At 67.3% G+C, this 25,029-nt stretch carries 26 protein-coding genes, 1 tRNA gene and 1 riboswitch; of the genes, 14 read left to right on the forward strand and 13 right to left on the reverse strand.

All coding sequences use genetic code 11. The features are described 5' to 3' along the window. Positions 1-102 precede the first annotated feature (102 nt). The 3 genes from QOZ81_RS02235 to QOZ81_RS02245 all read right to left on the reverse strand — a co-directional run bounded on the left by QOZ81_RS02235 (position 103) and on the right by QOZ81_RS02245 (position 2,248). Positions 103-699, reverse strand: a complete 597-nt coding sequence (locus QOZ81_RS02235; protein ID WP_291202236.1) for a non-canonical purine NTP pyrophosphatase — start codon at positions 697-699, stop codon at positions 103-105. Beyond that, positions 693-1,694: a ThiF family adenylyltransferase gene (locus QOZ81_RS02240; protein WP_291202233.1), complete on the reverse strand. Its 1,002-nt coding sequence runs from the start codon at positions 1,692-1,694 to the stop codon at positions 693-695. Before QOZ81_RS02240 ends, QOZ81_RS02235 begins: the two co-directional genes overlap by 7 nt. 89 nt (positions 1,695-1,783) lie before the next feature. Beyond that, positions 1,784-2,248: a DUF6941 family protein gene (locus tag QOZ81_RS02245; protein ID WP_291202230.1), complete on the reverse strand. Its 465-nt coding sequence runs from the start codon at positions 2,246-2,248 to the stop codon at positions 1,784-1,786. A gap of 101 nt (positions 2,249-2,349) precedes the next feature. On the opposite strand from QOZ81_RS02245, the gene QOZ81_RS02250 reads away from it, so the two are divergent. Next, a complete protein-coding gene (locus QOZ81_RS02250) occupies positions 2,350-3,957 on the forward strand; it encodes a bifunctional metallophosphatase/5'-nucleotidase (RefSeq protein ID WP_291202227.1) in 1,608 nt (535 codons plus the stop codon). Positions 3,958-3,963: 6 nt separating this feature from the next. Here the strand turns inward: QOZ81_RS02250 and QOZ81_RS02255 are convergent, their stop codons facing one another. From QOZ81_RS02255 to QOZ81_RS02275, 5 genes are all read right to left on the reverse strand, one after another. Next, the gene (locus QOZ81_RS02255) at positions 3,964-4,824 is read right to left on the reverse strand and encodes a hypothetical protein (RefSeq protein WP_291202224.1); all 861 of its coding nucleotides are present in this window, start codon (positions 4,822-4,824) and stop codon (positions 3,964-3,966) included. A gap of 120 nt (positions 4,825-4,944) precedes the next feature. Beyond that, positions 4,945-6,870 carry a 1-deoxy-D-xylulose-5-phosphate synthase gene (dxs, locus tag QOZ81_RS02260; protein ID WP_291202222.1) on the reverse strand — a complete coding sequence of 642 codons (1,926 nt, stop codon included), beginning with the start codon at positions 6,868-6,870 and terminating at the stop codon, positions 4,945-4,947. Positions 6,871-6,878: 8 nt separating this feature from the next. After that, the gene (locus QOZ81_RS02265; RefSeq protein WP_291202220.1) at positions 6,879-7,766 is read right to left on the reverse strand and encodes a polyprenyl synthetase family protein; all 888 of its coding nucleotides are present in this window, start codon (positions 7,764-7,766) and stop codon (positions 6,879-6,881) included. Continuing rightward, positions 7,763-8,002, reverse strand: a complete 240-nt coding sequence (xseB, locus tag QOZ81_RS02270; protein WP_291202217.1) for an exodeoxyribonuclease VII small subunit — start codon at positions 8,000-8,002, stop codon at positions 7,763-7,765. Before xseB ends, QOZ81_RS02265 begins: the two co-directional genes overlap by 4 nt. Before the next feature lie 50 nt (positions 8,003-8,052). Beyond that, the gene (locus tag QOZ81_RS02275; RefSeq protein ID WP_291202214.1) at positions 8,053-8,787 is read right to left on the reverse strand and encodes a DUF4412 domain-containing protein; all 735 of its coding nucleotides are present in this window, start codon (positions 8,785-8,787) and stop codon (positions 8,053-8,055) included. A gap of 93 nt (positions 8,788-8,880) precedes the next feature. Here QOZ81_RS02275 and QOZ81_RS02280 point away from each other — a divergent pair, with 93 nt between their 5' ends. From QOZ81_RS02280 to QOZ81_RS02310, 7 genes are all read left to right on the forward strand, one after another. After that, on the forward strand, positions 8,881-10,251 hold the full coding sequence (locus QOZ81_RS02280; protein WP_291202211.1) for a sigma-54-dependent transcriptional regulator: 1,371 nt from the start codon (positions 8,881-8,883) through the stop codon (positions 10,249-10,251). A 172-nt stretch (positions 10,252-10,423) separates the two neighbouring features. Next, positions 10,424-11,539: a hypothetical protein gene (locus QOZ81_RS02285; RefSeq protein ID WP_300715333.1), complete on the forward strand. Its 1,116-nt coding sequence runs from the start codon at positions 10,424-10,426 to the stop codon at positions 11,537-11,539. A gap of 91 nt (positions 11,540-11,630) precedes the next feature. Further along, a complete protein-coding gene (gene deoC / locus QOZ81_RS02290; RefSeq protein ID WP_291202206.1) occupies positions 11,631-12,467 on the forward strand; it encodes a deoxyribose-phosphate aldolase in 837 nt (278 codons plus the stop codon). A gap of 43 nt (positions 12,468-12,510) precedes the next feature. Beyond that, entirely contained in the window at positions 12,511-13,008 is a 498-nt protein-coding gene (locus QOZ81_RS02295; RefSeq protein ID WP_291202203.1) for a roadblock/LC7 domain-containing protein, read from the forward strand. Between the two features lie 285 nt (positions 13,009-13,293). After that, complete coding sequence (locus QOZ81_RS02300) at positions 13,294-13,878, forward strand: GTP-binding protein (RefSeq protein WP_291202200.1); 585 nt, start codon at positions 13,294-13,296, stop codon at positions 13,876-13,878. An 82-nt stretch (positions 13,879-13,960) separates the two neighbouring features. Then, positions 13,961-14,036 (forward strand) — tRNA-Asn (locus tag QOZ81_RS02305). A gap of 52 nt (positions 14,037-14,088) precedes the next feature. Next, positions 14,089-14,577 (forward strand): FKBP-type peptidyl-prolyl cis-trans isomerase, encoded by a 489-nt coding sequence (locus QOZ81_RS02310; protein WP_291202198.1) that lies wholly within the window; start codon positions 14,089-14,091, stop codon positions 14,575-14,577. 3 nt (positions 14,578-14,580) lie between these two features. Here QOZ81_RS02310 and QOZ81_RS02315 read toward each other — a convergent pair whose 3' ends face one another. The 4 genes from QOZ81_RS02315 to thiC all read right to left on the reverse strand — a co-directional run bounded on the left by QOZ81_RS02315 (position 14,581) and on the right by thiC (position 19,556). Beyond that, positions 14,581-15,855: a trans-sulfuration enzyme family protein gene (locus QOZ81_RS02315; protein WP_291202195.1), complete on the reverse strand. Its 1,275-nt coding sequence runs from the start codon at positions 15,853-15,855 to the stop codon at positions 14,581-14,583. A gap of 100 nt (positions 15,856-15,955) precedes the next feature. Continuing rightward, a riboswitch (SAM riboswitch) is annotated at positions 15,956-16,056 on the reverse strand. 105 nt (positions 16,057-16,161) lie between these two features. Further along, on the reverse strand, positions 16,162-17,022 hold the full coding sequence (gene dapF, locus QOZ81_RS02320; RefSeq protein ID WP_291202192.1) for a diaminopimelate epimerase: 861 nt from the start codon (positions 17,020-17,022) through the stop codon (positions 16,162-16,164). Between the two features lie 13 nt (positions 17,023-17,035). Beyond that, on the reverse strand, positions 17,036-17,617 hold the full coding sequence (locus QOZ81_RS02325) for a DJ-1/PfpI family protein (protein ID WP_291202189.1): 582 nt from the start codon (positions 17,615-17,617) through the stop codon (positions 17,036-17,038). 109 nt (positions 17,618-17,726) lie between these two features. Then, positions 17,727-19,556: a phosphomethylpyrimidine synthase ThiC gene (gene thiC / locus QOZ81_RS02330; RefSeq protein ID WP_366083002.1), complete on the reverse strand. Its 1,830-nt coding sequence runs from the start codon at positions 19,554-19,556 to the stop codon at positions 17,727-17,729. A gap of 135 nt (positions 19,557-19,691) precedes the next feature. Here thiC and QOZ81_RS02335 point away from each other — a divergent pair, with 135 nt between their 5' ends. The 6 genes from QOZ81_RS02335 to QOZ81_RS02360 all read left to right on the forward strand — a co-directional run bounded on the left by QOZ81_RS02335 (position 19,692) and on the right by QOZ81_RS02360 (position 23,830). Beyond that, on the forward strand, positions 19,692-20,219 hold the full coding sequence (locus QOZ81_RS02335) for a hypothetical protein (RefSeq protein WP_291202183.1): 528 nt from the start codon (positions 19,692-19,694) through the stop codon (positions 20,217-20,219). 39 nt (positions 20,220-20,258) lie between these two features. Then, the gene (locus tag QOZ81_RS02340; protein WP_291202181.1) at positions 20,259-20,570 is read left to right on the forward strand and encodes a hypothetical protein; all 312 of its coding nucleotides are present in this window, start codon (positions 20,259-20,261) and stop codon (positions 20,568-20,570) included. Further along, complete coding sequence (pfkA, locus tag QOZ81_RS02345) at positions 20,567-21,535, forward strand: 6-phosphofructokinase (RefSeq protein WP_291202178.1); 969 nt, start codon at positions 20,567-20,569, stop codon at positions 21,533-21,535. Before QOZ81_RS02340 ends, pfkA begins: the two co-directional genes overlap by 4 nt. A gap of 173 nt (positions 21,536-21,708) precedes the next feature. Beyond that, positions 21,709-22,752 (forward strand): mannose-1-phosphate guanylyltransferase, encoded by a 1,044-nt coding sequence (locus QOZ81_RS02350; RefSeq protein WP_291202176.1) that lies wholly within the window; start codon positions 21,709-21,711, stop codon positions 22,750-22,752. A 20-nt stretch (positions 22,753-22,772) separates the two neighbouring features. Next, complete coding sequence (locus QOZ81_RS02355) at positions 22,773-23,132, forward strand: phosphomannose isomerase type II C-terminal cupin domain (protein ID WP_291202172.1); 360 nt, start codon at positions 22,773-22,775, stop codon at positions 23,130-23,132. Further along, entirely contained in the window at positions 23,132-23,830 is a 699-nt protein-coding gene (locus QOZ81_RS02360; RefSeq protein ID WP_291202169.1) for an outer membrane lipoprotein-sorting protein, read from the forward strand. Before QOZ81_RS02355 ends, QOZ81_RS02360 begins: the two co-directional genes overlap by 1 nt. A 282-nt stretch (positions 23,831-24,112) precedes the next feature. Here QOZ81_RS02360 and QOZ81_RS02365 read toward each other — a convergent pair whose 3' ends face one another. Continuing rightward, positions 24,113-25,027 carry a flagellar motor protein MotB gene (locus QOZ81_RS02365; protein ID WP_291202166.1) on the reverse strand — a complete coding sequence of 305 codons (915 nt, stop codon included), beginning with the start codon at positions 25,025-25,027 and terminating at the stop codon, positions 24,113-24,115. Positions 25,028-25,029 lie beyond the last annotated feature (2 nt).

Raw genomic sequence — 25,029 nt, forward strand, 5'->3', positions numbered from 1 at the left:
CGGGAAGAACCCCCATGGCTGGTTTAATGATAACCCACGGGTTGTCTTTACCTCGCCCAGGGAAAGATTACTCCCCCATCCGTTGAATGAGAAGGCTTCATATCACTTCATGGCCGCCAGCTGGTTCCGGAGGGCGGCGCAGGCCCGGGCCCGGTGGCTGAGGCCATGCTTGAGGTCGCTGGGCAGCTCGCCGAAGGTCCGGTCGTGGCCTTCCGGGAGGAAGATGGGGTCGTAGCCGAAGCCACCCTCGCCGCGGGGCTCGAAGGCCAGGCTGCCCTCCACGCTGCCGCTGACGGTGAAGGGCCCGCCCTGCATCCCCGTGAAGGCCAGCACGCACACGAACCGGGCCCTGCGCGCCGCGCCCTCGGGCAGCATGGCCAGCAGGCGGCGGTTCCTGTCGCGGTAGGCGGGCAGGTCCGGGGCGAAGCGGGCGCTCAGCACGCCGGGCCCGCCCCAGAGGGCATCCACGCAGAGGCCCGAATCATCGGCCAGCACACCGTCCACGGGCTCGGTGCCGTGTTCGAGCCACCAGGCCCGGGCCCCCTCGGCCTTCTGCAGGGCGTTGTCCTGAAAAAAGGCGCCAGTCTCCGGAAGCTCTGGGGCGTCCACAGGCCAGGGCACGAACTGCAGATCAGGAAGCAGCTCCGCGAACTCGCGCAGCTTGCCGGCGTTGCGGGAGGCTAGGAGGACTTTCAGCACCCCACCACCTCGGTGTACCAGCTGCGCGCCCGCTCGGGGGTCATGGGGCCGTGGACGAGGGCGCGGCCGTCGGCGAAGAGGGTGATCTCGTCGGCGCCATCGCGGCCCTTGAGCATCAGGCCCGCCTGCTTCCAGGGGCTGCGGGTGCGGGTCTCCAGACGGCCCTTCAGGGCTTCGAGGTCGAGCTTGCCGGGCGGGTTCACGCGGATCTGCACGCCCTCCAGACCGCAGAGGGCGCTGGCCCTCAGGCTCCAGCGCGCATCCAGGAACTCGGTGACCTTGTCCGTGCAGAAGCGGCAGCGGGTCTTCGGGGGCGTCAGGAACTGCCGCTCGTCATGCCAGAAGTCGAAGCGGGCCAGGTCGGCGTGGGGCGCTTTCCCCGCGAGGACCTTCATGGCCTCCAGGGCCGCCCAGCTGCCGATGACGCCCACGGTGGGGCCCAGCACGCCGGCGCTGTCGCAGGTATCCACGTCGCCGCCGGTCGGAGGCTCCTCGATGAGGCACCGCAGGCAGGGCGTGTGGGGCGGGTTCAGGGGCCACACGACCCCCTCGCCGCCGATGGCCCCGGCGTAAATCCAGGGGGTGCCCGTGAGGAGGGCCACGTCGTTGATGAGGAAGCGGGCCTCGAAGTTGTCGGTGCCATCGCAGATGAGGTCGAAACCCGACAGCAGCTCGCGGGCGTTGCCGCTGGTGAGGTCGGCCACCACGGGCCTCAGGTCGATGCTGGAGTTGGCCTCGGCCAACCGCTCGGCCGCCACCTCGGCCTTGGGCCGCCCCAGATCCGATTCGCCGTAGAGGAGCTGCCGCTGGAGGTTGGAGGCCTCCACCAGGTCCCGGTCGATGAGGGTGAGATGCCCCACGCCGGCCCGCGCCAGCCAGGGCGCGATGACCGAGCCCGTGGCGCCCAGGCCGAGGACCGCCACCCGCTTGGCGCGCAGCGCATCATCGGCTTCGCGGCCGAGAAAAATGCGCTGCTTGGCGTAGCGATCGCTCATTTGGAGTCCTCAGTCCTCAGGCTTCAGTCTAAAAGCAACGGCGCCCCGACGGGGCGCCGCACTCAGGATTGAGGACTCAGTCCTAAAAGTTAGTTGCCCGCCTGGCCGGCCTCGGCCATGGCCTTCTCGTACTCGGCCTGGAGGCGGCTGGCGTCGGAGATGGCGAACTTGTAGACATATTCAAAGCGGTCGCCGCCCTTGGTGAGGGCGATGATCACTTCGTAGACGCCCTCGCTGCCCACTTCGAAGGGGCTGGCGATGACGTTGAAGGTGCCTTCCTTGGCGCCATCGGGGATCTGCACGTCGCTGTCGCGAATCACGTCCTTGCGGTCGCCGGTGGGGCTCACGATGGAGAAGCCGAACTTGAACTGGCCGTCCATGCGGGAGAAGCGGGTGTAGAAGCACACCTTGGGCAGGGTGAAGGGCACCTGGGGCACCACGATGTGGTGGTCGTACAGGCCCATCAGCGATGTCTTGCCGCCCATCTCCTGGCGGATGTCGTCGCAAAGCAGCGTAAATTCGTGCTTGGGGGCCTTGATCTGGACTTCTTGCATGGGGGGCTCCGAAAGAGGGGGCATCCTTGGGTGAGGGGAAAGTTTACCCTTGAAGTCGGCCCCATCCAACCCTGGGTTGCCGGAGTCACCGTGGAGCGCGCATGCGTCATTGGTTCTGGATCCTGCTGATCACCTTGGGCCTCCAGGCTCAAGAGGCCCGGATTCAGATTCTTGGGACCACCGACATGCACGGCCACGTGCTGGCCGAGGACACCTTCAGCCTGCAGGCGGCGAACCAAGGATGGGCAAAGGTCACAACTCTGATCCGGCGCCAGCAGGCGCTGAACCCCAACACGATCCTGGTGGACTGCGGCGACACGATCCAGGGCGAGCCGGTCAACTACGTGCGGAACGCGCTCCGCCGCGACCTGCCCGAACCCAGCGTGGCCATCATGAACGCCCTGGGGTTCTCCGCCATGGCGGTGGGGAACCACGACTACGATTTCGGTCTTCCCGTCCTCCGCGAGGTGGAGAAGCAGGCGAAGTTCCCCTTCCTGTCCGCCAACACCGTGGACGCCAAGGGGCGGCCGGGCTTCCAGTCCCATGCCCTGGTGACGGTGGCGGGCGTTCGGGTGGCCCTGGTGGGCTTCACCACGCCCGGGGTGCCGGCCATGACCGAGCCTGCCAATTTCGCCGGCCTGGCCTTCCAGGACATCGTCGCCACGGCACGGCGTCTGGTCCCCTACCTGCGCGACAAGGAGAAGGCCGACGTGGTCATCGTCCTGATGCACTCCGGGCTGGGCGCGCTGCAGGGAGCGGAGGGCGACGAGAACGCCGCGCTCCGGCTGGCAGATCAGGTGCCGGGTCTGGACGCCATCTTCACGGGCCACACCCACCAGGCGCTCCAGACTGGGCACAAGGGTGTACCCATCGTCCAGGCAGGCTGCTTCGGCCGCGCCCTGGCGGTGGTGGACCTGGACCTGCGGCAGGAGAAGGGCCGCTGGCGGGTGGTGGCGAGCGCCGGCCGGATCATGAAACCCGATGACCAGACGCCCACCGATCCGGACGTTCTCAGCCTGACGGCGGAACTTCGCGCCGCCACGGACCGCTACCTCGACACGGCCGCCACCAACCTGCTGGTGGACCTCGACAGCCGCTGGTCGCGGATGGAGGATACGCCGCTCATGCAGCTCATCCACCAAGTGCAACGGCAGGCGACGGGCGCCCAGCTGTCGGCGGCGGCGAGCCCCGGGCCGAGGCTCTTCATCCCCAAGGGACCGACGAGCGTGCGCCAGTTCTACGCCCTGGCGCCCTTCGAAAGCCAGGTCGCGCGGATCCGCATCACGGGCGATCAGCTGAAGCGCTACCTGGAGCACGGGGCACGGCACTACGTCTTGAGCTGGCAGCCGGAGCTGTACAACCGCGAGGTCCCCTTCTACAACTACGACATGGTGGACGGCGTGAGCTATGCGCTGGACCTCGGCAAGCCCGTGGGCAGCCGCGTGCGGAACCTCAGCTACCAGGGCCAGCCCGTGAAGCCGGACCAGGTCTTCACCCTGGCGCTCTCCACCTACCGCCTGCGCGGAGGTGGAGGCTACATGGACGCCATCCGGTTCACGGGCGCGCCCGACCTGATCACGCCGGCCTCCCAGCGGAACCTCCTCCTCGAGCATGTCCTGGGCCGTCCCACGCTGAATCCCGTCCCCACGAACACCTGGCGGACGATCCCCTTCCTGGATCGGGAGCGGGTGCTGAGCCTGGCGGGCTGACGCGGCCTACTTCACCTTCACCAGCATCAACCCGCCCCTGGGGTTGACGAAGACGGCATCGGAATCCAGGAGGCCCACCAGGATGTGGGACTCATCCAGTCCCGTGGGGAGGAATTCCAGGCGGGACTGGGCGAAGTCGAGGCGCGCGAGGGCCAGGCCCTGGAGCTGGGCGCGCAGGGAGGTGGGGATCTGGGAGGCCCGGACCGCGGCGAAGACCACGCCCTTGCCGGGCCAGATCGCCAGGGGACCGCGCTCCACCACGTAGCCCTCGAGGGCGGGCGCGGCCTGGCCCGGGCCCAGCAGGAGGTTGGTCTCCCCGAGCTTCCTGCCGGTGGCGCCTTCCAGGATGGCGAGGTTCAGGGCATTCCCGTCGGCCATCAGCACATTGCCCGAATCATCCAGGACGACCGGGCGGCGGTTCTGGGGCGCGGGACCATCGCCCTTGCTGGGCTTGGCGCCGAAGGACCACATCAGGCCCCCCTTGAAGTCGCGCTTCTCGAGGTACGGCTCCGGGGCCTTGAAGGACAGCACGAAACCCTTGGCATCCCAGCAGACATCGCCCACTTCGGCGGGGAGCCTGAGGTTGAGGATGACGCGCCCCGTCTTGTCGATCTGGGTGATCGTGGTGCCCCGGGCGATCCAGGCGTTGTTGCGGGGGTCCATCACCCAGCGTTCGGGCGGCTCGTCGGACTTGCCCGTGGGCACGCTGCCGAGCACGCCCCCGTCGCGCAGCCAGGTGTAGAGCATCCGGCTGGCGGGGTCGAAGAAGGTGAAGGAGTCGTCCTTGTCCTGCTTGGCCCAGCTGCGGGCCTGGGTGGCGGCATCCCAGGACTGGGCGCGCAGGGCCGGGACGGACAGGCCGATCATGGCGCTCAGGATGGATAAGCGGATGCAGCTATTCCTCACGAAGATCCTCGGGGTTGATCAATCACCTGGGTGGGTTGATTCCAACCATAGGAAATCCCTGGGGCCTTCGCAAGTTTTTACTTAGATTTGACTGGAAAAGGCCTGAATCCGTTCCAACAGCTTCTTCGGGCTGAGGCCCTCGTCTTCGAGGAGGCGTTTGGGGTCCCCGTGGTGGACCAGGTGGTCAGGAACGGCACAGCGCAGCAGGGGGCGGAGGATCCCGGCGTCCGCCAGGGACTCCGCGACCGCCCCGCTGAAGCCCCCGGGGGCGCAGCCCTCCTCGAGCGTCACCACGCCCCGGCAGCGCTGGGCCCAGGCATGGAGGAGGGGCGCGTCGAGCGGCTTCACGAAGCGGGCGTTGATGACCGCGCAGGACCGTCCCTCCGCGGCCAGGGTCTCGGCCAGGGCCAGGGCCGGGGCCACCATGGCACCGATGGCGCACAGCAGCAGGTCGTCCCCCTCCCGCAGCAGCTCCCCCTTGCCGATGGGCAGGGCGCTGATGGGGTCTTCGAGTGCCACGCCCAGGCCATTTCCGCGGGGGTAGCGGATGGCCGCGGGGTGGCCGCAGTAGAGCGCGGTCATGAGCATGCGCCGCAGCTCGTTCTCGTCCTTGGGGGCCATGAGGATGATGTTCGGCAGGCAGCGGAGGTAGGCCAGGTCGTACAGGCCGTGGTGGGTGGGGCCATCCGCGCCGACGATGCCGGCCCGGTCCAGGGCGAAGGTCACGGGCAGGTCCTGGATGCAGACGTCGTGGGCCACCTGGTCGAAGCCGCGCTGCAGGAAGGTGCTGTAGATGGCCGCCACGGGCCGCATGCCCTGGGCCGCGAGGCCCGCGGCGAAGGTGACCGCGTGCTGCTCGGCGATGCCCACGTCGAAGCAGCGCTCGGGAAAGGCCTTCTGGAAGAGGTTCATGCCCGTGCCGTCCAGCATGGCCGCCGTGATGCCGACGATCTTCCCGTCGGTCTTCGCCAGCTCGACCAGGGCCTTGCCGAAGACGCTGGTGTAGCTGGGCGGAGCGGGCTTCGCCGGATCAGTGGTGACCTTGATGATCTCCCCGGCCTCGGCGTCGAAGGCGGTGACGCCATGCCACTTGAGGGGATCCTGCACGGCGGGCTCGTAGCCATAGCCCTTCTTGGTCTGCACGTGCAGGAGCACGGGACCGTCCTTCATCTTCTCGCGGGCCTCGGCCAGGGCCTTCGACGTGGCGTTCACGTCGTGGCCGTTGACGGGTCCCAGGTAGCGGAAGCCCAGATCCTCGAAGAGCAGGCCCGGCACCATGAGGCGCTTGAAGCTCTCCTCGCTCCACTTGGCCGCCTTCGCCACGCCCTTGCTGAGGCCCTCGAGCGGGATGGCCTTGATGGCGTGCTCGATGCGGTCGCGCCAGCGGTGGTAGTACTGGCCCGACATGATCTGGTTCAGGTAGCCCTGCAGCGACCCCACGTTGGGGTTGATGCTCATGTCGTTGTCGTTGAGGATCACCAGGAAGTTCTTCGTCTCCAGGTAGCCGGCCTGGTTCAGGGCCTCGAAGGCCATGCCGGCGGTCATGGAGCCATCGCCGATGACGGCGATGCAGGTGTGGTCCTGCTTCTGCAGGTCCCGGGCCTTGGCCATGCCCAGTGCCGCGGAGATGCTGGTGCTGGCGTGGCCCGCGCCGAAGTGGTCGTAGGGGCTCTCGTCCCGCTTCAGGAAGCCCGAGAGGCCGTGGTGCTGGCGCAGGGTGGGGAAGCGGTCCTTGCGGCCCGTGAGGATCTTGTGGGGGTAGGCTTGGTGCCCCACATCCCAGACGATGCGGTCCTGCAGGAAGTCGAAGTGGTGGAAGAGGGCGACCGTCAATTCCACGGTGCCGAGGTTCGAGCTGAAGTGGCCGCCGGTTTCCGACACGGAGGCGATGAGGAAGGCGCGGACTTCCGCGGCCAGCTGCTCCAGCTGGGGCGGCGTGAAGTGCCGCACCTGCTGGGGCGCGGCCAGGGAATCGAGCAGGGGGTAGGGGCTGCTGGGGGTCGGCACGGCCCGGCCTACCTGGCCCGCAGCGCCAGGTACCGTGCCCAGGCTGCCAAGGAATTCCGGTTGGGTAGGGAGGCTAGATGACATAGGGCGGTCTCGGTGGCTTCACTCAGGGCGTTGCGGGCACCATCCAGGCCCAGCAGGGAAGGGTAGGTGATCTTACCCCTGCCTGCATCCTTTCCGGCCCGCTTGCCCAGATCGGCATCGGTGGCAGTGGCGTCGAGGATGTCGTCCTGGATCTGGAAGGCCAGGCCGATGGTCTCGCCGTAGGCCCGCAGGGCGGCGCGCCCGGCCGGGGTCGCGCCGCCCAGGACGGCGCCGATCTCCAGAGAGGCGCGCAGCAGGGCGCCGGTTTTTAGGCGGTGGATGAGGCGGAGGTGGTCCAGGTCGTAGGCCTCGATGTTCTCACCCTCCAAGTCGAGGGCCTGGCCACCGGCCATGCCCTTCCAGCCGGCGCCCTCCGCGAGCAGGCCCAGGGCCTCGGCGCGGCGGACGGGGTCCAGGTCCGCGGTGGCCAGCACGCCGAAAGCCTCGGTCAAGAGGGCGTCGCCCGCGAGGATGGCGTGCCCTTCGCCGAACACCTTGTGATTGGTGGGCCGGCCCCGCCGCAGGTCGTCGTCGTCCATGGCGGGGAGGTCATCGTGGATCAGCGAGTAGGTGTGGACATACTCCACCGCCAGGGCGCCGGGCAGGGCCTGGGCGGGGGTGCCGCCCACCGCTTCACAAGCGAGCATGCAGAGCACGGGCCGCACGCGCTTGCCGCCGGCCTCGAGGCTGTAGCGCACCGCTTCGGCCAGCCGCAGGGCCTCGCCCTGGCGGAACGGGGTCGTGAGGGCGGCGTCAAGCAGAGGCAGCAGGCGGTCGAGATCGGCGCGAACCTGGGTGGAGGCTTCACTCATCGGGACCCTTTGGCGTCATCCAGGGGCTCGGCGCGGTACTCACCTCCGAGACCCGCCTTCAGCACCTCCACCCTGCGCTGGGCCTCGGCCAACTGCTTCTGGAGGGCCTGGCTCAGCTGCACGCCCTCTTCGAAGCGCGTCAGGGCTTCTTCCAGGCCCAGGCTGCCGGATTCGAGCTGCTGCACCAGGGCCTCCAGCCGGTCCAGGCCATCGTCGAAGGAGGGTTGGGCGCTCATGGGGAATCCAAGGGAAGGGGCCCGCGAGGGCCCCGACCAGTCTAGCGCCTTCAGCCCTTGTCCTTCAGGCCGCGCTTCATCTCCTTCCCACCGTCCTTCAGCGTGTAGTCCGCGGGCAGGGCCCAGGTGGATTCGGGGATGGCGGCGGTGGAGATCGCCGTGGCCACGGTGGTGACGTCCATGCCCATGAGGCCGGTGACGTGGGTGCGGAGGGGGACGCCCTTGAGACGCGCGGTCTCCTCGTAGATCCGCTTGAAGAGCAGGCCGGCCTGGCCGGGCATCCGGTTCAGCATGGACATGGCCTTGGCGTAGTCCTTGATGGGCATCTGGAGAGACGGATCCACGCTCATCTCCTGAACCATCTTGCCCAGGGTGATCCGCACCTTCTTGCAGGGATGGCCGAGGACCGTGTCCGGGCCCAGCTGCTCGACCTTCACGTCGGAGACATCGCCGAACATCATCTTCGTCACCATCTCAGGCATGCCGGCCGCCTGGTCTTCCAGGGACTGCATCGCGGCCTGCAGGTCCTTGAAGGTCACCTTGGTGACGACCTTCTTGTCGTGGTCGATCGTGTACATGACCTCCTGGCCATAGTCGATGAAGGTGTCGGTCCGGGCCCCGGCATGGTTGAGGCGCATCCGGCTCGCGTTGAAGTACTGCACCTGGACGCCGTCCTTGGCGAAGGCGCCCTTCCCGGTGACCTGGCTGGTGATGGTGAGGTCACCCGCCAGGAGGCAGGCCGTGGAGAGGATGGCCGAGCAGACAGCTGCCACAACGGTTCGCATGGGAATTCTCCGGTGGATTGGAAATCCGAGCATACGCCGCCATCCCCTCCGGGGCCAGGGCACTTTGGGATACCTTCATGGGTGGGGGTGGTCATGGCCCGTGTGCTCGTGGTGGATGACAGCAAGGAGACCTGCGAGTTCCTGGAGGAACTCCTGGGGACCATGGGCCTGGAGGTTGCGAAGGCCACCCACCCGGATCGGGCCATCGAGCTGCTGCACAAGGAGGCCTTCGATCTGCTGCTCTCGGACATCAACCTCGAGGCCAAGAAGGACGGGCTGGACCTGCTGCGCGAGGCCAAGCCCCTGGGGGTGGACACCATCCTGCTGTCCGGATTCGGCACCCTGGAGACGGCCATCGAGGCGGTGCGCGAAGGCGCCTTCGACTTCCTGAGCAAGCCCTGGAACAACGAGGAGCTGAAGGCCCTGGTGAGCCGGGCCCTCGCCCGGCGGCAGTCCAGTGGGCAAGGCGCCACCCAGGGGGCCTCGCCCAAGGCGAAGCGGAGCCTGATGATCGGCTCGAGCCCGAAGATGATGGCGGTCTACAAGACCATCGCGAGCCTGCAGAACAGCCGGGCGACAGTCCTGATCACGGGCGAGAGCGGCACGGGCAAGGAGCTGGTGGCGCGGAGCATCCATCTCTCCAGCGACCGGCGGGACCGGGCCTTCGTGGCGGTGAACTGCGGGGCCCTCACGGAGACGCTCCTGGAATCCGAGCTCTTCGGCCACGTGAAGGGCTCCTTCACCGGCGCCATCGGGGAGAAGCCCGGACTCTTCGAGGAAGCCTCGGGCGGCACCATCTTCCTGGACGAGATCGGCGAGACCAGCCCCAGCTTCCAGGTGCGCCTGCTGCGGGTCCTGCAGGAGCAGGAGATCCGCCGGGTGGGCGGCAACAAGACCATCAAGGTGGACGCCCGGGTCATCGCCGCCACCAACCGGGACCTGCAGGTCATGGTCAAGGCCGGGACCTTCCGGGAGGATCTCTACTACCGGCTCGGCGTGGTGGAACTGGCGGTGCCGGCACTGCGGGAACGGCGGGAGGACATCCCGGCCCTGATCGACCATTTCCTGTCCGAGTTCGGCCGCAAGGATGATCACGCCTACCAGCTGCATCCCGAGGCCCGCAGGGTCCTGGAGGCCTATTCCTGGCCGGGGAACGTGCGGGAGCTGAGCAATGCCATCGAGAACCTCACCCAGCTCAGCCGGGGTCTGGAGATCGCCGTGGACGACCTGCCGGCCAAGATCCAGGCCGATGTGCTGAAAAAGGCGCTCCGAAGGCCGGAGTCGGGGGAGGGAATCCCGGCCCTGATCGAGGACTGGCCCACGTTGGATGAGCTGGAGCGCCGCTACATCCAGGTTCTGATTGGCCGGCACAAGGAAAAACAGCGCATCGCGGAGATTCTGGGCGTCGACCGGACCACCCTCTACCGCAAGCTCAAGCGCTACGGGTTCCACGACGGCGAGTAGTGGACCTCCGGGGTCGGAATCGTCGCACCCTGCTACAGGTTGCAGAATGCGACGAATGTTGAGGGTTTCAAATTGAGCCAAGTCGTTGTTTTGCTTTACATATGATTTGGCCCAAAGCCTGCTTGGGGTTATGCACTTCCGGCCGTGCCGGATCACCCCAGGGAGCACCCCCATGAAGAAGCTTGCTGCGCTGCTCGTCGCCGCCGCTCTGATCAGCCCCGTCTTCGCCGAAGAGGCCAAGAAGCCCGAAGCCAAGAAGACCGAGAAGGTTGAGACCAAGAAGGCCGAGAAGAAGGCCGAGCCCAAGAAGGAAGAGGCCAAGAAGGCCCTGACCGCCGAGGAGAAGAAGGCCGAGCCCAAGAAGGAAGAGAAGAAGGCCGAGAAGAAGGCTGAGAAGAAGGCCGAGCCCAAGAAGGAAGAGGCCAAGAAGGCCCTGACCGCCGAGGAGAAGAAGGCCGAGCCCAAGAAGGAAGAGAAGAAGGCCGAGAAGAAGGCTGAGAAGAAGGCCGAGCCCAAGAAGGAAGAGGCCAAGAAGGCCCTGACCGCCGAAGAGAAGAAGGCTGAAGCCGCCCCCAAGGCCGAGAAGAAGGCCAAGAAGGCGAAGAAGGCCAAGGCTGAGCCCAAGAAGGAAGAGGCCAAGAAGGCCCTGACCGCCGAAGAGAAGAAGGCCGAAGCCGCCCCCAAGGCCGAGAAGAAGGCCAAGAAGGCGAAGAAGGCCAAGGCTGAGCCCAAGAAGGAAGAGGCCAAGAAGGCCCTGACCGCCGAAGAGAAGAAGGCTGAAGCCGCCCCCAAGGCCGAGAAGAAGGCCAAGAAGGCGAAGAAGGCCAAGGCTGAGCCCAAGAAGGAAGAGGCCAAGAAGGCCCTGACCGCCGAAGAGAAGAAGGCCGAAGCCGCCCCCAAGGCCGAGAAGAAGGCCAAGAAGGCGAAGAAGGCCAAGGCTGAGCCCAAGAAGGAAGAGGCCAAGAAGGCCCTGACCGCCGAAGAGAAGAAGGCTGAAGCCGCCCCCAAGGCCGAGAAGAAGGCCAAGAAGGCGAAGAAGGCCAAGGCCGAGCCCAAGAAGGAAGAGGCCAAGAAGGCCCTGACCGCCGAGGAGAAGAAGGCCGAGAAGAAGGCCGCCTGCCCCAAGGACTGCCAGAAGGAGTGCTGCAAGAAGGCTGAGAAGAAGGCCGAGGCCAAGAAGGCCCTGACCGCCGAAGAGAAGAAGGCCGAGCCCAAGAAGGAAGAGAAGAAGGCCGAGAAGAAGGCTGAGCCCAAGAAGGATGAGAAGAAGGCTGAAGCCAAGAAGTAATCGTCCTCACGGATGCATCGGAAAAGCGGGCTTCGGCCCGCTTTTTCGTGGGCGCCTTTCCCGGGATCGGCGGGCAGGCCATGATGGAGCCATGATCGATCCCCTCCTCGACCTCACTGCTGAAATCCGGGCCCGGGTGCCGGCCCCGCCCCGCGGGGGCACCACGCAGCTCCTGGGTTGCGTGGAGGGATTCGGCCTGTTCCGGGACGCCAAGGGCCTCCATCACCGGTCCTTCGCACAAATCGCCCCTGCGGAGGGGCCCTGGGACCTGTCGCCGTTGATCGATCACACCCTCCTCAAGGCCGATGCCACCGGCGCCCAGATCGAGGTCCTCTGCCGCGAGGCCCTGGCCCATGGCTTTGCCTCCGTCTGCGTGAATCCCCTCTGGGTGCCCCTGGCGGCCTCGCTGCTCAAGGGCAGTCCCGTACGCACCTGCACCGTGGTGGGCTTCCCCCTCGGGGCCTCCGCCACCCGGGCCAAGGCCTTCGAAGCCGAGGTGGCGCTGGCGGATGGGGCCCAGGAGGTGGACATGGTACTGGCCATCGGGGCGGCCAAGGCAGGCGACTGGGCCACCGTCCACCGGGACCTCGAGGCCCTGCGCTCTGCGGTGCCCGCCCCGGCCGTCCTCAAGGTGATCCTCGAGACCTGCCTGCTGGACGAGGCCGAGAAGGTCCGGGCCTGTGAATTGGCCGCGGAAGCAGGCCTCGACTTCGTGAAGACCTCCACCGGTTTCTCCACGGGCGGCGCCACCGAGGCGGACGTGGCGCTCATGCGGCAGACCGTGGGCCCAGGCCTGGGCGTGAAGGCCTCGGGCGGCATCCGGACCTATCCCGTGGCGCTCCAGATGGTCCGCGCCGGCGCCACCCGGCTGGGTCTGTCGGCGTCCGTGGCCGTGGTCCAGGGCGGCACTGGCGCCGGACCCTACTGAAAAGTGCGGTATCCTCCAACCATCAGTCCCCCCGGAGGCGGTCGTGGCGAAGCTTGATCTCATGTTGTACGAGGAGGAGTACAAGCTCCTCCAGGAGATCATCGGCCGCCTCGAGAAGGATGCCTCCGCCAAGGTGGTCTTCCTGGTGGACAAGAACGGCCAGCAGATCGCCGCGGCCGGGGACGTGAAGAGCATCGACGCCACCAGCCTGGCCTCCCTCACGGCCGGCAACGTGGCGGCCACGGACGGGCTGGCCAAGCTCATCGGCGAGAAGGAGTTCAGCCTGCTCTTCCACGAGGGGGAGAAGGACAACCTGCACATTTCCATCGTGGGCAAGCGCGGGATCCTGGTGGTGATCTTCGACCAGAACTCCAGCCTGGCTCTGGTGCGGCTGCGGGTGAAGAAGGCCAGCAAGGAACTCCAGGAGATCTTCGACCAGGTCGAGCAGCGGGCCCAGAAGGAATCCGACAGCGGCAGCCGCTTCGAGAGCCCCTTCTCGGAGATCACCGACGAAGACATCGATCGCCTCTTCGGCGACTAAGAGTGCCTAACAAAACCCCGACGAGGCCGCGATGAAGCCAGGCTGGATGCACCGCAAGGAAGGGCCCGCAGGGCGATGCGGGACATCGTGCAAGGGCCGTGACGCCGCGGGGCGCCAGCCTGGCTCCATCCCTCCGGGCGAGGGCCGGCGGGCGTCGCGATGCAGCGTCACGCTCGTCGCGCGTAGTACCCGCTACGCATCTCCTCGCGCTCCTCGCCTCACTCGCCCGGCGGCCCTCGCGCGACCCCGTGGGGGTTTTGTTAGGCACTCTTACCAGGGCGTTCCATGACCTTCATCAACTACGCGTCGCGTGAGATCAACTGCAAGATCGTCTATTACGGGCCGGGCCTCTGCGGCAAGACCACGAACATCCAGTGGATCTTCGAGCAGGCCAACCCGGACAAGCGCGGCAAGCTCGTCAGCCTCGCCACCGAGACGGACCGCACCCTGTTCTTCGACTTCCTGCCCCTCGACATGGGCACCGTGAAGGGGTTCAAGGTCCGCTTCCACCTCTACACCGTGCCGGGCCAGGTCTTCTACGACGCCAGCCGCAAGCTGATCCTCCGCGGTTGCGACGGCATCATCTTCGTGGCTGACAGCCAGAAGGCCCGCATGGAGGCCAACATCGAGTCCATCGCGAACCTGGCCACCAACCTCAAGGAGAACGGGTTCGACATCCGCTCCATTCCCTACGTCCTGCAGCTGAACAAGCGGGACATGCCCTCGGCGGCCCAGGTGCCCGAGATGGAGCGCCTCCTCCGGTTCCGGAACGAGCCCATGATCGAGGCCGTGGCCAACAAGGGCACGGGCGTCATCGAGACGCTCAAGGCCGCCGCCCGCCAGGTGCTCATGGAACTCCAGCGCGCCTAGGCCCGGCGACGCCGATCACAGGTCCCCGAGCCCTGCGCTTGAAACCCAGCCCCCATCCGGTAGAATGATCATTCGACCTTTTTCCGGAGTAGCTCAGGGGTCAGAGCGGGTGACTGTTAATCACTAGGTCGGGGGTTCAAATCCCTCCTCCGGAGCCAGCAACACCCGCCCCGCGTCAGCGGGGCGGTCCATTTCAGAGGAGACGACCGGATGAGATCAGCCCTTTGCGTGGCGATTCTTGCAATCGCCCTCCCCCTGGCCGGCGCGGACACCGCGAAGCCCTCGGCCCCCGCCCAGTCAGCCAAGGCGAAGGCGGCCACGCCCGACAAGACGAAAGGACCCGCCATGATCACCACCGATTCCGGCCTGAAGTATGTCGACACCGTGGTGGGCACGGGCGCCTCGCCGGCTCGCGGCCAGCAGTGCCTGGTCCACTACACCGGCTGGCTCAACGACGGCCGGAACGGTCGCGGCAAGAAGTTCGACAGCTCCGTGGACCGTGGGCAGCCCCTGGCCATTCCCATCGGCGTGGGTCGGGTCATCAAGGGCTGGGACGAGGGTGTCATCAGCATGAAGGTGGGCGGCAAGCGCACCCTCTACATTCCCTCCTACCTGGGCTACGGCCCCCGGGGCGCGGGCGGGGACATCCCCCCCAACGCCGACCTGATCTTCGACGTGGAGCTGGTCAGCGTTCAGTAGCCCTCAGGAGAAGGTCAGCGCGTACGCCAGGTCGGCCTGCAGATCCCGGACGTCCTCGAGCCCGATGGAGAGCCGGATGAGGTCATCGCTGATGCCCGCCCGCCGGCGGGCCTCGGGCGTCATGGAGGCGTGGGTCATGGAGGCGGGGTGGGCCACCAGCGACTCCACGCCGCCCAGGCTCTCGGCCAGCGTGAACCAGCGGAAGCGCCGCAGCACGTAGTTCAGGCGCTCGTTGCCGCCCTCCTTCAGCTCGAAGCTGAGCATGGCGCCGAAGCCGCGTTGCTGGCGTTTCGCCAGCTCATGCTGCGGGTGGCCGGGCAGGCCCGGGTAGTGGACCTTGCCCACGGCGGGATGGGCCGCGAGGAACTCCGCCAGTACCTGGGCGGTGGCCTCGTGCTGGCGCATGCGCAGGGGCAGGGTCTTCAGGCCGCGCAGCACCAGGAAGCAGTCGTGCGGCGCCTGCGAGGTGCCCAGCAGGTTGTTCACGCTCTGGATCTGCTGGGTGAGGGCGAGCCGGCCGGGGGCTGAGACGACGATGCCGCCCACCACGTCGCTGTGGCCGTTGAGGTACTTCGTGGTGGAGTGGATGACCAGGTCGGCGCCCAGGTCGAAGGGCCGCTGCAGGTAGGGGGACAGGAACGTGTTGTCCACGGCCACGAGGCAGTTCGGCTGGCGATGGCCGATGGCAGCCACGGCGGCGATGTCCGTGAGGCGGAGCAGGGGGTTCGACGGCGTCTCGATCCAGATCATGCGGGTGTTGGGCTGGATGGCGGCCTTCACGGCCTCGAGGTCCGCCAGGTCCAGGTAGGTGACCTCCAGGCCATAGGCCTTCTTGGCGTGCTCCAGCAGGCGGAAGGTGCCCCCGTAGCAGTCCACGGTGCTGATGAGGTGGCTGCCGTGCTCAAACAGGTTCAGGGCCACCAGGATGGCGCTCATGCCGGTGCTGGTGCAGGTGGCGCCGTGGCCGCCCTCCAGCAGGGCGATGGCCTCCTCCAGGACCGCGCGGGTGGGGTTGCCGCTGCGGGTGTAGTCGTAGCCCGCGTTGGTGCAGATGTCCTTGAAGGCGAAGGTGGACGAGAGGTACAGGGGCGGCATCACGGCACCATAGGCGGGATCCGGCTGCACGCCGCCATGGACGCACTGCGTGGCCACACCCGCGTCGGGCACGAGGCCCGGCCGGTGGATCCAGCCCGCATTGCCCTCCCGCCCGGGGGGCTGGATGGTGAAGTGGTAGGCCGGGTTGCCGGGCACGTTGGTATCGAGGAACTGCTCGCTCACAAGAACCTCCAGGGAAGGAGGATCCTCATCGTTTCATCGCGATCCAAAACGCAAAGGGGCCCGATTGCTCGGGCCCCTTCGCATGTCAGCTTCCGACACGTCAGCATCTCTCCGCGAGGACTCGCGGCAGGAATTGGCACCTTGCTTTCGCAGGTTGCCAAGGTTTCACAGGGCCCGTCCCTCCACCTTTCTGGATATCACGTGATGAAACTGACAAAGATCCTGTGGAACGACAGTATCCGACAGGGCCATTGAATCGCCAAGAAAATTCAATGAAGCACGAGAGCCAGAATTCCCGGTCCCCTCTCAGGCCTTCCAGTCACCGTGCAGCTGCCCCTCGAAGACGGGCTGCACGGGGCCGGACATGAGGATGTGGCCCTCGGGTGCGAACTCGATGTCGAGGGTGCCGCCGGGCATCTGGACCGTGACGCGATCCTCCACCAGGTTCAGGCGCCGGCAGGCGGCGGCGGCGGCGCAGCTGCTGCCCGAGGCGGGCGTGTAGCCGGCGCCCCGCTCCCAGATCTCGATGCGGATGCGCCTGCGGTCGACCACCTCCACCAGCAGGACGTTCACCCGCTCGGGGAACTCCGGGTGTCGCTCGATCCTGGGCCCCAGGCGGCAGGCATTGGCCTGGGAGACCTCGCCCGGGAAGACCACGCAGTGGGGGTTGCCCAGGCTGAGGGCCGTGATGGTGACTGGGCCCGTGGGGAGGAAGAGCGGGGTTTCCAGGACTTCGAGCTGGGAGGAGATGCCCGTGAACGGAATGTCGCCCGCCTTGAAGCTGGGTACGCCCATATCCACCTGGACGAGGCTGCCATCCGGCGCCAGGAAGCGCGCAGCGGAGAGGCCACCCAGGGTGTGGATCTGGCACTCGGTGCCATGCGCGTGGCCCGCCTCGAACAGGTAGCGGGCGAAGATGCGGAGGCCGTCGCCGCTGGTCTCCGCCTCACTGCCGTCCGGGTTGAAGATGCGCAGCCCGAAGGCGCCCGGATGCTCCGGCACCTCCAGCGGACCCAGCAGGAGCCCATCGGAGCCGATGCCCAGCCGGCGATCGCAGAGCGCCTGGATGAGCGGGGGCGCCGGCTCGAAGGCGGTCCGGGTCGGATCCACCACGAGGTAGTCGTTTCCGAGCACGTGGAATTTGGAGAAGCGGAGCGTGTTCGACATGGTCAGGGGCGGCTCACAGGGTGATGCGGGTTCCGAGCACCTGGAGGAACTGGGCGAGCCAGGCCGGGTGCGCGGGCCAGGCGGGGGCGGTGACCAGGTTCCCGTCGGTGACGGCGCCGTCGATGGCGATCTCGGCATACTTCCCCTTGGCCACCTCCACCTCGGCCCGGCAGGCGGGATAGGCGGAGCAGGTGCGCCCCTCCAGCACGCCGGCTGCGGCCAGCAGCTGGGCGCCATGGCAGATGGCCGCCACCGGCTTCTTGGCCGTGAAGAAGTGCCGCACGAGGTCCAGCACCTTCGGGTTGAGCCGCAGGTACTCGGGAGCCCGGCCGCCGGGGATCACCAGGGCGTCATAGGCTTCAGGCTTCACATCCGCGAAGCTGGTGTTGAGGGTGAACCGGTGGCCCGGTTTCTCCGAGTAGGTCTGGTGACCCTCGAAGTCGTGGATGGCCGTGGCCACGGAGTCGCCGGCCTTCTTGTCGGGGCAGACTGCATGCACGGTGTGCCCCACGGCCAGCAGGGCCTGGAAGGGCACCATGATCTCGTAGTCCTCGCCGAAGTCACCGACGAGCATGAGGATCTTCTTCGCGGCCATGGGAGTCTCCTTGGGGTGGTGGAACCGCCCCGATGATACGCGTATCCAGGGCTGAGCAGGGCCCGATCGGGCAAGTCCGGGACCCCCGGACCTGCGGGCCGGGACCGGGTCAGGCCTGGAGGTAGACTTCGGCGCCCTTCTGCACGAAGGTCTCCGCCATCTCCTCCATGCCCTTCTGCAGGGCCTCCTCCTCGTTGTAGCCATGGCTCTCGGCGTACTGCCGCACATCGTCCGAGATCTTCATGGAGCAGAAGTGGGGGCCGCACATGGAGCAGAAGTGGGCGGACTTGGCGCCCTCCGCAGGCAGCGTCTCGTCGTGGAATTCCCGGGCCGTGTCGGGATCCAGGGCCAGGTTGAACTGGTCCTCCCAGCGGAACTCGAAGCGGGCCTTGCTCATGGCATCGTCCCAGATACGGGCGCCGGGGTGGCCCTTGGCGAGGTCCGCGGCATGGGCGGCGATCTTGTAGGCGATGACGCCGTCCTTCACGTCCTTCTTGTTGGGCAGGCCCAGGTGCTCCTTGGGCGTCACGTAGCAGAGCATGGCGCAGCCGTACCAGCCGATCATGGCGGCGCCGATGGCCGAGGTGATGTGGTCGTAGCCCGGCGCGATGTCCGTGGTGAGGGGGCCCAGGGTGTAGAAGGGGGCCTCATCGCAGACTTCCAGTTGCTTGGTCATGTTCTCCTGGATGAGGTGCATGGGCACGTGGCCGGGGCCCTCGATCATCACCTGCACGTCGTGCTTCCAGGCGATCTTGGTGAGCTCGCCGAGGGTCTCCAGTTCGCCGAACTGGGCCTCGTCGTTGGCGTCGGCGGTGCTGCCGGGGCGGAGTCCGTCGCCCAGGGAGAAGGCCACGTCGTAGGCCTTCATGATCTCGCAGATGTCCTCGAAGTGCGTGTAGAGGAAGTTCTCCTGGTGATGCGCCAGGCACCACTTGGCGAGGATGGAGCCGCCGCGGCTCACGATGCCGGTGACGCGCTTGGCGGTCAGCGGGATGTAGCGCAGCCGCACGCCGGCGTGGATGGTGAAGTAGTCCACGCCCTGCTCGGCCTGCTCGATGAGCGTGTCGCGGAAGATCTCCCAGGTCAGGTCCTCGGCCTTGCCGTTGACCTTCTCCAGGGCCTGGTAGATGGGCACGGTGCCAATGGGCACGGGGCTGTTGCGCAGGATCCACTCGCGGGTCTCGTGGATGTTCTTGCCGGTGCTGAGGTCCATCACCGTGTCGGCGCCCCAGCGGATGGACCAGGCCATCTTTTCGACTTCTTCCTCGATGCTGGAGGCCACGGCGGAGTTGCCGATGTTGGCGTTGATCTTCACCAGGAAGTTCCGGCCGATGACCATCGGCTCGGTCTCCGGGTGGTTGATGTTGGCGGGGATGATGGCGCGGCCCCGGGCCACTTCGTCCCGCACGAATTCGGGCGTAATGCGGCTCTTCAGGCCGGCGGCGTCGCGGCCCAGGTTCTCGCGGATGGCGATGAACTCCATCTCGGGGGTGACGATGCCCTGCTTGGCGTAGTGCATCTGGCTGACGTTCCGGCCGGCCTTGGCCCGCAGGGGCTTGCGGTCGGCGTGGAAGCGGATGGCGTCGAGGTCCTTGTCCCGTTCCCGCAGCTTGCGGTAGAGGCTGGTGGCTCCCGGCAGCTCCTCCACGTCCCCGCGGCCCAGGATCCAGTCCTGCCGCAGCGGCTTCAGCCCCTTGGCCACGTCGATGGTGACGCTGGGATCCGTGTAGGGGCCCGAGGTGTCATAGAGCACCACCGGCTCGTTCTCGGTGAGCTGGTCCTTGAAATCCCGGGTGGGGTGCAGCTGGATCTGGCGGAAGGGGACCTGCACGCCGGGCCGGGACCCGGCCACGTGGAGCTTCGTGGAGGCCGGGAAGGGGATCAGACAGGCGGCCAGGGCCGTTCCATCCATGGGCACCGGAGTGGAATTCGACTGCATGGTCATGAAAACTCCGGACTTGGGAAAATCGGGCCAGGATTGATCCCGAATTAACAAGTTTATCGCGAGGGAGCGGACGCGACGAATTCAAAGATTATTGAGGGGTGGCCGATACGGGGGGCATGGAGCCCTCCCATGCAGGATAAGCCCCAAGAAAACCAGGCCATCCCTGATCAGCTCATGCAGATTGCCCGTGAGCAGGAGGGGGGCGCTGAGCGTGTGCTCGACCAGATCGAGGTGGTCCAGAACAGCTTCGAGGAGATCCAGACCCTCTCCAGGGAATGCCAGGAGATCCTGCGGAACCTGGTCCCTCCCTCCGACGAGCTGGAGACGCTGACCGCCAAGCTCGAGCAGATCGGCTTCCATGCGGACAACGGGGCCTACAACATCCAGGGCGCCTTCGACCTCTACCAGTACCAGGACGTGGTGCGGCAGAAGCTGGAAAAGGTGGGACGAAGCCTCATCGAGGTGGCCCACTACGTGCTGGGGCGCCTGCAACCCTCGGACGATCACCTGCCCAAGATGGCCCCTTCGGGCCGGGACATCCTGCAGCGCGAGCCCCAGATGGCCGACGTGACCAAGGTGGATGCGGATTCCGTGGTGGCGGAATTTTTCGCCAAGGCCCTCAAGGAGAAGGCCGCCGCCAAGAAGGCCGAGGGCTGAACCAGCCAGATGCGGGATAATCTGATCCCTGGAGGGATCATGCCGCGTCGTGTCCTGTTCATCAGCAGCCTGGCCCTGAGCCTGGTTGCCTCGACTGCGCCTCAGGAGGATCCGGTCCTCCGCGCCCGCGCGCAGCGGGCTGCGGCCCAGGGGGTCTCGGAAGGGGACCTGCCGCCGGTGCCCCGGGGCATCGTAGAACCTCCCCCGCTGCCACCGCCGGAAGCCCATGTGAAGGACAGCCGGAAGGGCCGAAAGGCCAAGGGCAAGGTGAAGAAGGGGAAGACCAGCGCCAAGAAGGGCAAGGGGGCTGCATCCAGCGCCAAGCCTGCAGCCAAGGGGAAGAACCAATGAAGATCGGTGTACTGACCTCCGGGGGGGACGCCCCCGGCATGAATGCGGCCATCCGGGCCGCGGTGCGCCAGGCCGATGCGCTGGGCCATGAGGCCTGGGGCATCCACCGGGGCTACCAGGGGCTGCTCGAGGGCGACATGGCCCCGCTGCCCAGCCGGGCCTGCGCCAACATCCTGCAGCGGGGCGGCACCATGCTGCAGACAGCCCGCTGTCCCGAATTCCACGAACCCGCCACCCGTGCCAAGGCCGCCGGGAATCTGAAGGCCGCGGGCATCGAGGCGCTCGTCGTCATCGGTGGCGACGGCAGCTTCCGGGCCGCGGAGGCCCTGCAGCGGGAGCACGGCGTGGCCTGCGCCGGGATACCGGGCACCATCGACAACGATCTGGCCGGGACGGAGCGGACCCTGGGTTTCGACACGGCCCTCAACACGGCCGTCGAGGCCATCGACCGCATCCGGGACACGGCCTCCAGCCATGGCCGCCTCTTCCTGGTCGAGGTCATGGGCCGGAGCTCGGGCATGCTGGCGGTCCATACCGCCCTGGCCTGCGGGGCCGAGGCCGTGCTCTATCCGGAGTCTCCGGATGACAGCTATGAAGTCCTGGTCTCCCAGCTGGAGGCCAGCTGGCTGCGCGGCAAGCGGAGCTCCATCGTGGTGGTGGCCGAAGGCGACACAGTCGGCCGGGCCATGGCCGTGGGCGAGCGCCTGAAGCGGGATCACCCCCTGGACCTCCGGGTGGTGGTGCTGGGCCACGTTCAGCGCGGGGGCAGCCCCTCGGCCATGGATCGCATCTGGGGCAGCCGCTGGGGCGCCGAGGCCGTGCGCCGCCTGGACCGTGGCGAGAGCGGCTTCTACCTCGGCGAAGTAGGTGGCGCCCTCGTGGCCCAGCCCATCGCCATGGTCCTGGAGCCCCAGCCGGTGCCTCCGGGCGATCTCGGCCGGCTGGTCGCGACCCTGGCGCGGTAGGTTGTGGGTATCCGCTTGGGTGGATGGGAAGGAGATCTGATGTCGGGCACGAATGGTCATCAATCCTTGGTCGCGGTCGTCTTCTCGGCATCGCCTGCGGCGATGCGCGAGACCTCCCGCGCTTGGGCGGATGGGGAGGAGATCTGATGTCGGGCACGAATGGTCATCAATCCTTGGTCGCGGTCGTTATGGCCGGTGGGCGGGGCACGCGGTTCTGGCCCCGCAGCCGCAACGCACGGCCCAAGCAGTTCCTGGCCATCGTGGGGACGGAGACCCTGCTGCACCAGACCGTGCGCCGCCTGGATGGCCACGTCAGCCCCGAGCGCATCTTCGTGGTCACCACGGAGGACCTGGCGGAGGAGACCCGGCGCATGCTGCCGGAGCTGCCCCCGGAAAACGTCCTCGTCGAGCCCGAGGGTCGCAACACCGCCCCCTGCCTGGCCCTGGCCCTGGTGGAGATCGAGAAGAAATTCCCGGACGGCGTCATGGCGGTGCTGTCGGCGGACCACTGGATCGGGGACCGGGAGCTCTTCCTGGAGGATCTCGACCTCGCCGTGAAGCACGCGGCCTGGGAGCGGGAGCTGGTCACCTTCGGCATCAAACCCACCTATCCCGAGACCGGCTACGGCTACATCGAATCCGAAGGCCACGGTCCCGTGCTGAAGGTACGGGCCTTCCGTGAGAAGCCGCCCGTCGAAGTGGCCGTGCAGTACCTCGAATCCGGCCGCCACTACTGGAATGCCGGGATGTTCGTCTGGACCCTGGCGGATTTCCGCGAAGGCCTGCAGAAGCACGCGCCGGAGGTGCTGGCGCCCCTCGACGCCTGGATGAAGGCCGGGGCCGATCCCGCCACCCTGGCTGCGGCCTATCGCCAGCTGCCCAAGCTGGCCATCGACGTGGCCCTGATGGAAAAGGCGGAGACGGTCGCCGTGGTGCCCACGCGCTTCCGCTGGTCCGACGTGGGCTCCTGGCCGGCGGCCATCGAATTCCAGGACACCGATGCCGAGGGCAACGTCAGCGTGGGCGAGACCCTGCTGCTCGACACCCGGAACAGCGCCTTCTTCGGCGGGAGCCGGCTCATCGCCGCCAGCGGCGTGGACGACCTCATCGTGGTGGATGCCGAGGATGCCCTCCTCATCTGCCGCCGGGACCGCGCCCAGACCGTCAAGCAGATCGTGGAGCGGCTCAAGGCCGAAGGCCGCGAGGATCTGCTTTAGCTTTCCGATTGAGGACACCCATGAACAAACCTGAAACCCTCCACGTCGACAAGCCCTGGGGCTGCTTCGACCAGTACGCCCTGAACACGCCCTGCACCGTGAAGATCCTCACCTGCAATCCCGGCCAGAAGCTGAGTCTCCAGCGGCACAGCCACCGCGGTGAGTTGTGGGTGGCCCTGGATCCGGGCGTGGTGGTGGACCTGGATGGCGAGGAGCTGCGGCCCGCCGTCGGCGACGAGATCTGGCTGCCCCTGGGAAGCACCCACCGCCTGCGCTGTGACGCCGATGCACCTCACCCTGTGCGGGTGCTGGAGGTCAGCCTCGGCACCTTCGACGAGGCGGACATCGAGCGGCTGCAGGACGACTACGGGCGCCGCTGATGCGCATTCTTCCACCTCCGACGCTCCTGCTGTTCGCCGCCCTGCCGGCCCTGGCCCAGAGCGGCGAGGAGATCCTGGCCCGGGTGGACCGCCTGCGCCACCCCTGGCCCGTCTTCACCATGGAGCTCACCCTGAAGGCCCCCGGGGTGTCCCAGCAGTGGAAGGTGTCGGCCAGGGAGAATGGCGATGCCCGTCTGGACGGCCTCTCCAAGAAGGAGAAGGGGCGGGCGGTACTGCTCAAGGGCGACCAGATGTGGCTGCTGCTGCCCGGTACCAAGCGACCCGTGAAGGTCACGCCCCAGCAGCGCATGATGGGGCCGGCGGCGGGCGGGGACGTGGCCCGCACGCGCTTCCGCGAGGACTACAGCGTGGAGGCCCTGGCCGAGGAGAGCCTGGAGGGACGGGACTGCTGGCGGCTGGAGCTGGCGGCCAAACGCCCCGCGCTGAGCGCCCGCAAGGTGCTGCTCTGGGTGGCCAGGGAGGGGACTCTGCCCCTCAAGGCAGAGTTCCGTCTGGCCTCCGGGAAGGTGCAGCGGACCGCGCTGTTCGGGGCGCCGGTGCAGAGCCACGGACAGGCGGTGCTCTCGAAGATGGTGATCGAGGAGCCTTCCGGCGCCCGGGCCGAGCTGCTGTTCGGAAACTGGGGGAAGGGCGGCGTGGACGCGGCCGCCTTCGAGCTGCCGGATCCGGATCGGTGATAGACTCGCCAGCGAGGTGCCCGCAAGGGCTTCCCGCCACCAATCATCCCACCACTTGACACCAGTCCCGTCCGCGGGACTCCCGCTCAACCACCCCACCACTCGAAATCCCGCCAAACCTACCCTCTCGAAGCGCCCGCACCTCCGGGCGCTTCTTTGTTTGTGCCGTCCGGGGGTTCCGCGCTGCGCGCATACCCCCGGGCCCCCGCGCAGAGGCTCGGCAGAGCCGGGGCCTCTGCTTGTCTCCCTTCGCCGGGCGCGGCCCTGTTCCCGCTCGATCGGCTAGTGCTTGGCCGGTTCCGGTTTGGGGCTGGCGGCGGCCTTGCGGTCCGTCTCCCTGGGCTGGGCTTTCTGGTGCTTGGACTCGGCGGCCTCGTTGGCGGCGGAGACCACGATGATGGAGATTCGTCGGTTCTGGGGATCCTTGGGATCCTTGCCCTCGATGGGGATGGTGTCGGCATAGCCGGTGACGCGGCGGACCTGGCCCGGGCGGAGTCCCCCGGCGGCGCCTTCCATCACCCGCCGGGCGGCGTTGGCGCGCTCGGCGCTCAGCTCCCAGTTGGTGCGGTCCTTGTTGGAGTACTGCTGGCTGTCCGTGTGGCCGCCGATCACCACGCGGTTGGGCAGCTTGCCCAGCTCCTTGGCGATCTCCTTGAGGATGGACAGGGTGTAGCTCTTGAGGGTGGCGCTGCCGGAATCGAAAAGCACCTGCGCGGCCTTGTCCTGGATCTGGATGCGCAGGCCCTCATCGGTGAAATCCATGCTGATCTGGTCCTGGAAGGCCTGGAGCAGTTCGTCCTGCTGGAAGGCCTTCTCGATGGCCTCAGCCGTGGCCTCCATGACCTTCTTCTCCTCCTCGGCAGCGCCAGGCGTCTCCGAGGCCGTGTCGGTGCCACCGTCGCCATCGGGGCCTGGGGCCATGCCCCGGCCACCGGGCAGGATGCCCTTGCCGTGGTTGGCCAGGATCTCCTTGCCCCGCTCGCTGTTGAAGAAGTTGGCGTCCTGGAACATCCCGGCGATGCCGGCCTTGGTGTTCTTGTCCGCGCTGTTCAGCAGCCACATCAGCAGGAAGAAGGCCATCATCGCGGTCACCAGATCGGCGTAGGCCACCTTCCAGGCCCCGCCATGGGCGGCGGCGTGGCCACCCTTCTTCTTGACGAACTTGATTTTGACTTCGGGTTGCTGTTGATCAGCCATAG

This window comes from Geothrix sp. (assembly GCF_030219325.1).
Classification (GTDB): Bacteria; Acidobacteriota; Holophagae; order Holophagales; family Holophagaceae; genus Geothrix.

What these genes read in the sequence shown, in the direction of transcription:
- QOZ81_RS02240 (WP_291202233.1), bottom strand. Translation starts at nt 1,694, where the DNA reads ATGAGCGATCGCTACGCCAAGCAGCGCATTTTTCTCGGCCGCGAAGCC.
- QOZ81_RS02245 (WP_291202230.1), bottom strand. Translation starts at nt 2,248, where the DNA reads ATGCAAGAAGTCCAGATCAAGGCCCCCAAGCACGAATTTACGCTGCTT.
- QOZ81_RS02250 (WP_291202227.1), top strand. Translation starts at nt 2,350, where the DNA reads ATGCGTCATTGGTTCTGGATCCTGCTGATCACCTTGGGCCTCCAGGCT.
- QOZ81_RS02255 (WP_291202224.1), bottom strand. Translation starts at nt 4,824, where the DNA reads ATGATCGGCCTGTCCGTCCCGGCCCTGCGCGCCCAGTCCTGGGATGCC.
- QOZ81_RS02265 (WP_291202220.1), bottom strand. Translation starts at nt 7,766, where the DNA reads ATGAGTGAAGCCTCCACCCAGGTTCGCGCCGATCTCGACCGCCTGCTG.
- xseB (WP_291202217.1), bottom strand. Translation starts at nt 8,002, where the DNA reads ATGAGCGCCCAACCCTCCTTCGACGATGGCCTGGACCGGCTGGAGGCC.
- QOZ81_RS02275 (WP_291202214.1), bottom strand. Translation starts at nt 8,787, where the DNA reads ATGCGAACCGTTGTGGCAGCTGTCTGCTCGGCCATCCTCTCCACGGCC.
- QOZ81_RS02280 (WP_291202211.1), top strand. Translation starts at nt 8,881, where the DNA reads ATGGCCCGTGTGCTCGTGGTGGATGACAGCAAGGAGACCTGCGAGTTC.
- QOZ81_RS02285 (WP_300715333.1), top strand. Translation starts at nt 10,424, where the DNA reads ATGAAGAAGCTTGCTGCGCTGCTCGTCGCCGCCGCTCTGATCAGCCCC.
- deoC (WP_291202206.1), top strand. Translation starts at nt 11,631, where the DNA reads ATGATCGATCCCCTCCTCGACCTCACTGCTGAAATCCGGGCCCGGGTG.
- QOZ81_RS02300 (WP_291202200.1), top strand. Translation starts at nt 13,294, where the DNA reads ATGACCTTCATCAACTACGCGTCGCGTGAGATCAACTGCAAGATCGTC.
- QOZ81_RS02310 (WP_291202198.1), top strand. Translation starts at nt 14,089, where the DNA reads ATGAGATCAGCCCTTTGCGTGGCGATTCTTGCAATCGCCCTCCCCCTG.
- dapF (WP_291202192.1), bottom strand. Translation starts at nt 17,022, where the DNA reads ATGTCGAACACGCTCCGCTTCTCCAAATTCCACGTGCTCGGAAACGAC.
- QOZ81_RS02325 (WP_291202189.1), bottom strand. Translation starts at nt 17,617, where the DNA reads ATGGCCGCGAAGAAGATCCTCATGCTCGTCGGTGACTTCGGCGAGGAC.
- thiC (WP_366083002.1), bottom strand. Translation starts at nt 19,556, where the DNA reads ATGCAGTCGAATTCCACTCCGGTGCCCATGGATGGAACGGCCCTGGCC.
- QOZ81_RS02335 (WP_291202183.1), top strand. Translation starts at nt 19,692, where the DNA reads ATGCAGGATAAGCCCCAAGAAAACCAGGCCATCCCTGATCAGCTCATG.
- QOZ81_RS02340 (WP_291202181.1), top strand. Translation starts at nt 20,259, where the DNA reads ATGCCGCGTCGTGTCCTGTTCATCAGCAGCCTGGCCCTGAGCCTGGTT.
- pfkA (WP_291202178.1), top strand. Translation starts at nt 20,567, where the DNA reads ATGAAGATCGGTGTACTGACCTCCGGGGGGGACGCCCCCGGCATGAAT.
- QOZ81_RS02355 (WP_291202172.1), top strand. Translation starts at nt 22,773, where the DNA reads ATGAACAAACCTGAAACCCTCCACGTCGACAAGCCCTGGGGCTGCTTC.
- QOZ81_RS02360 (WP_291202169.1), top strand. Translation starts at nt 23,132, where the DNA reads ATGCGCATTCTTCCACCTCCGACGCTCCTGCTGTTCGCCGCCCTGCCG.
- QOZ81_RS02365 (WP_291202166.1), bottom strand. Translation starts at nt 25,027, where the DNA reads ATGGCTGATCAACAGCAACCCGAAGTCAAAATCAAGTTCGTCAAGAAG.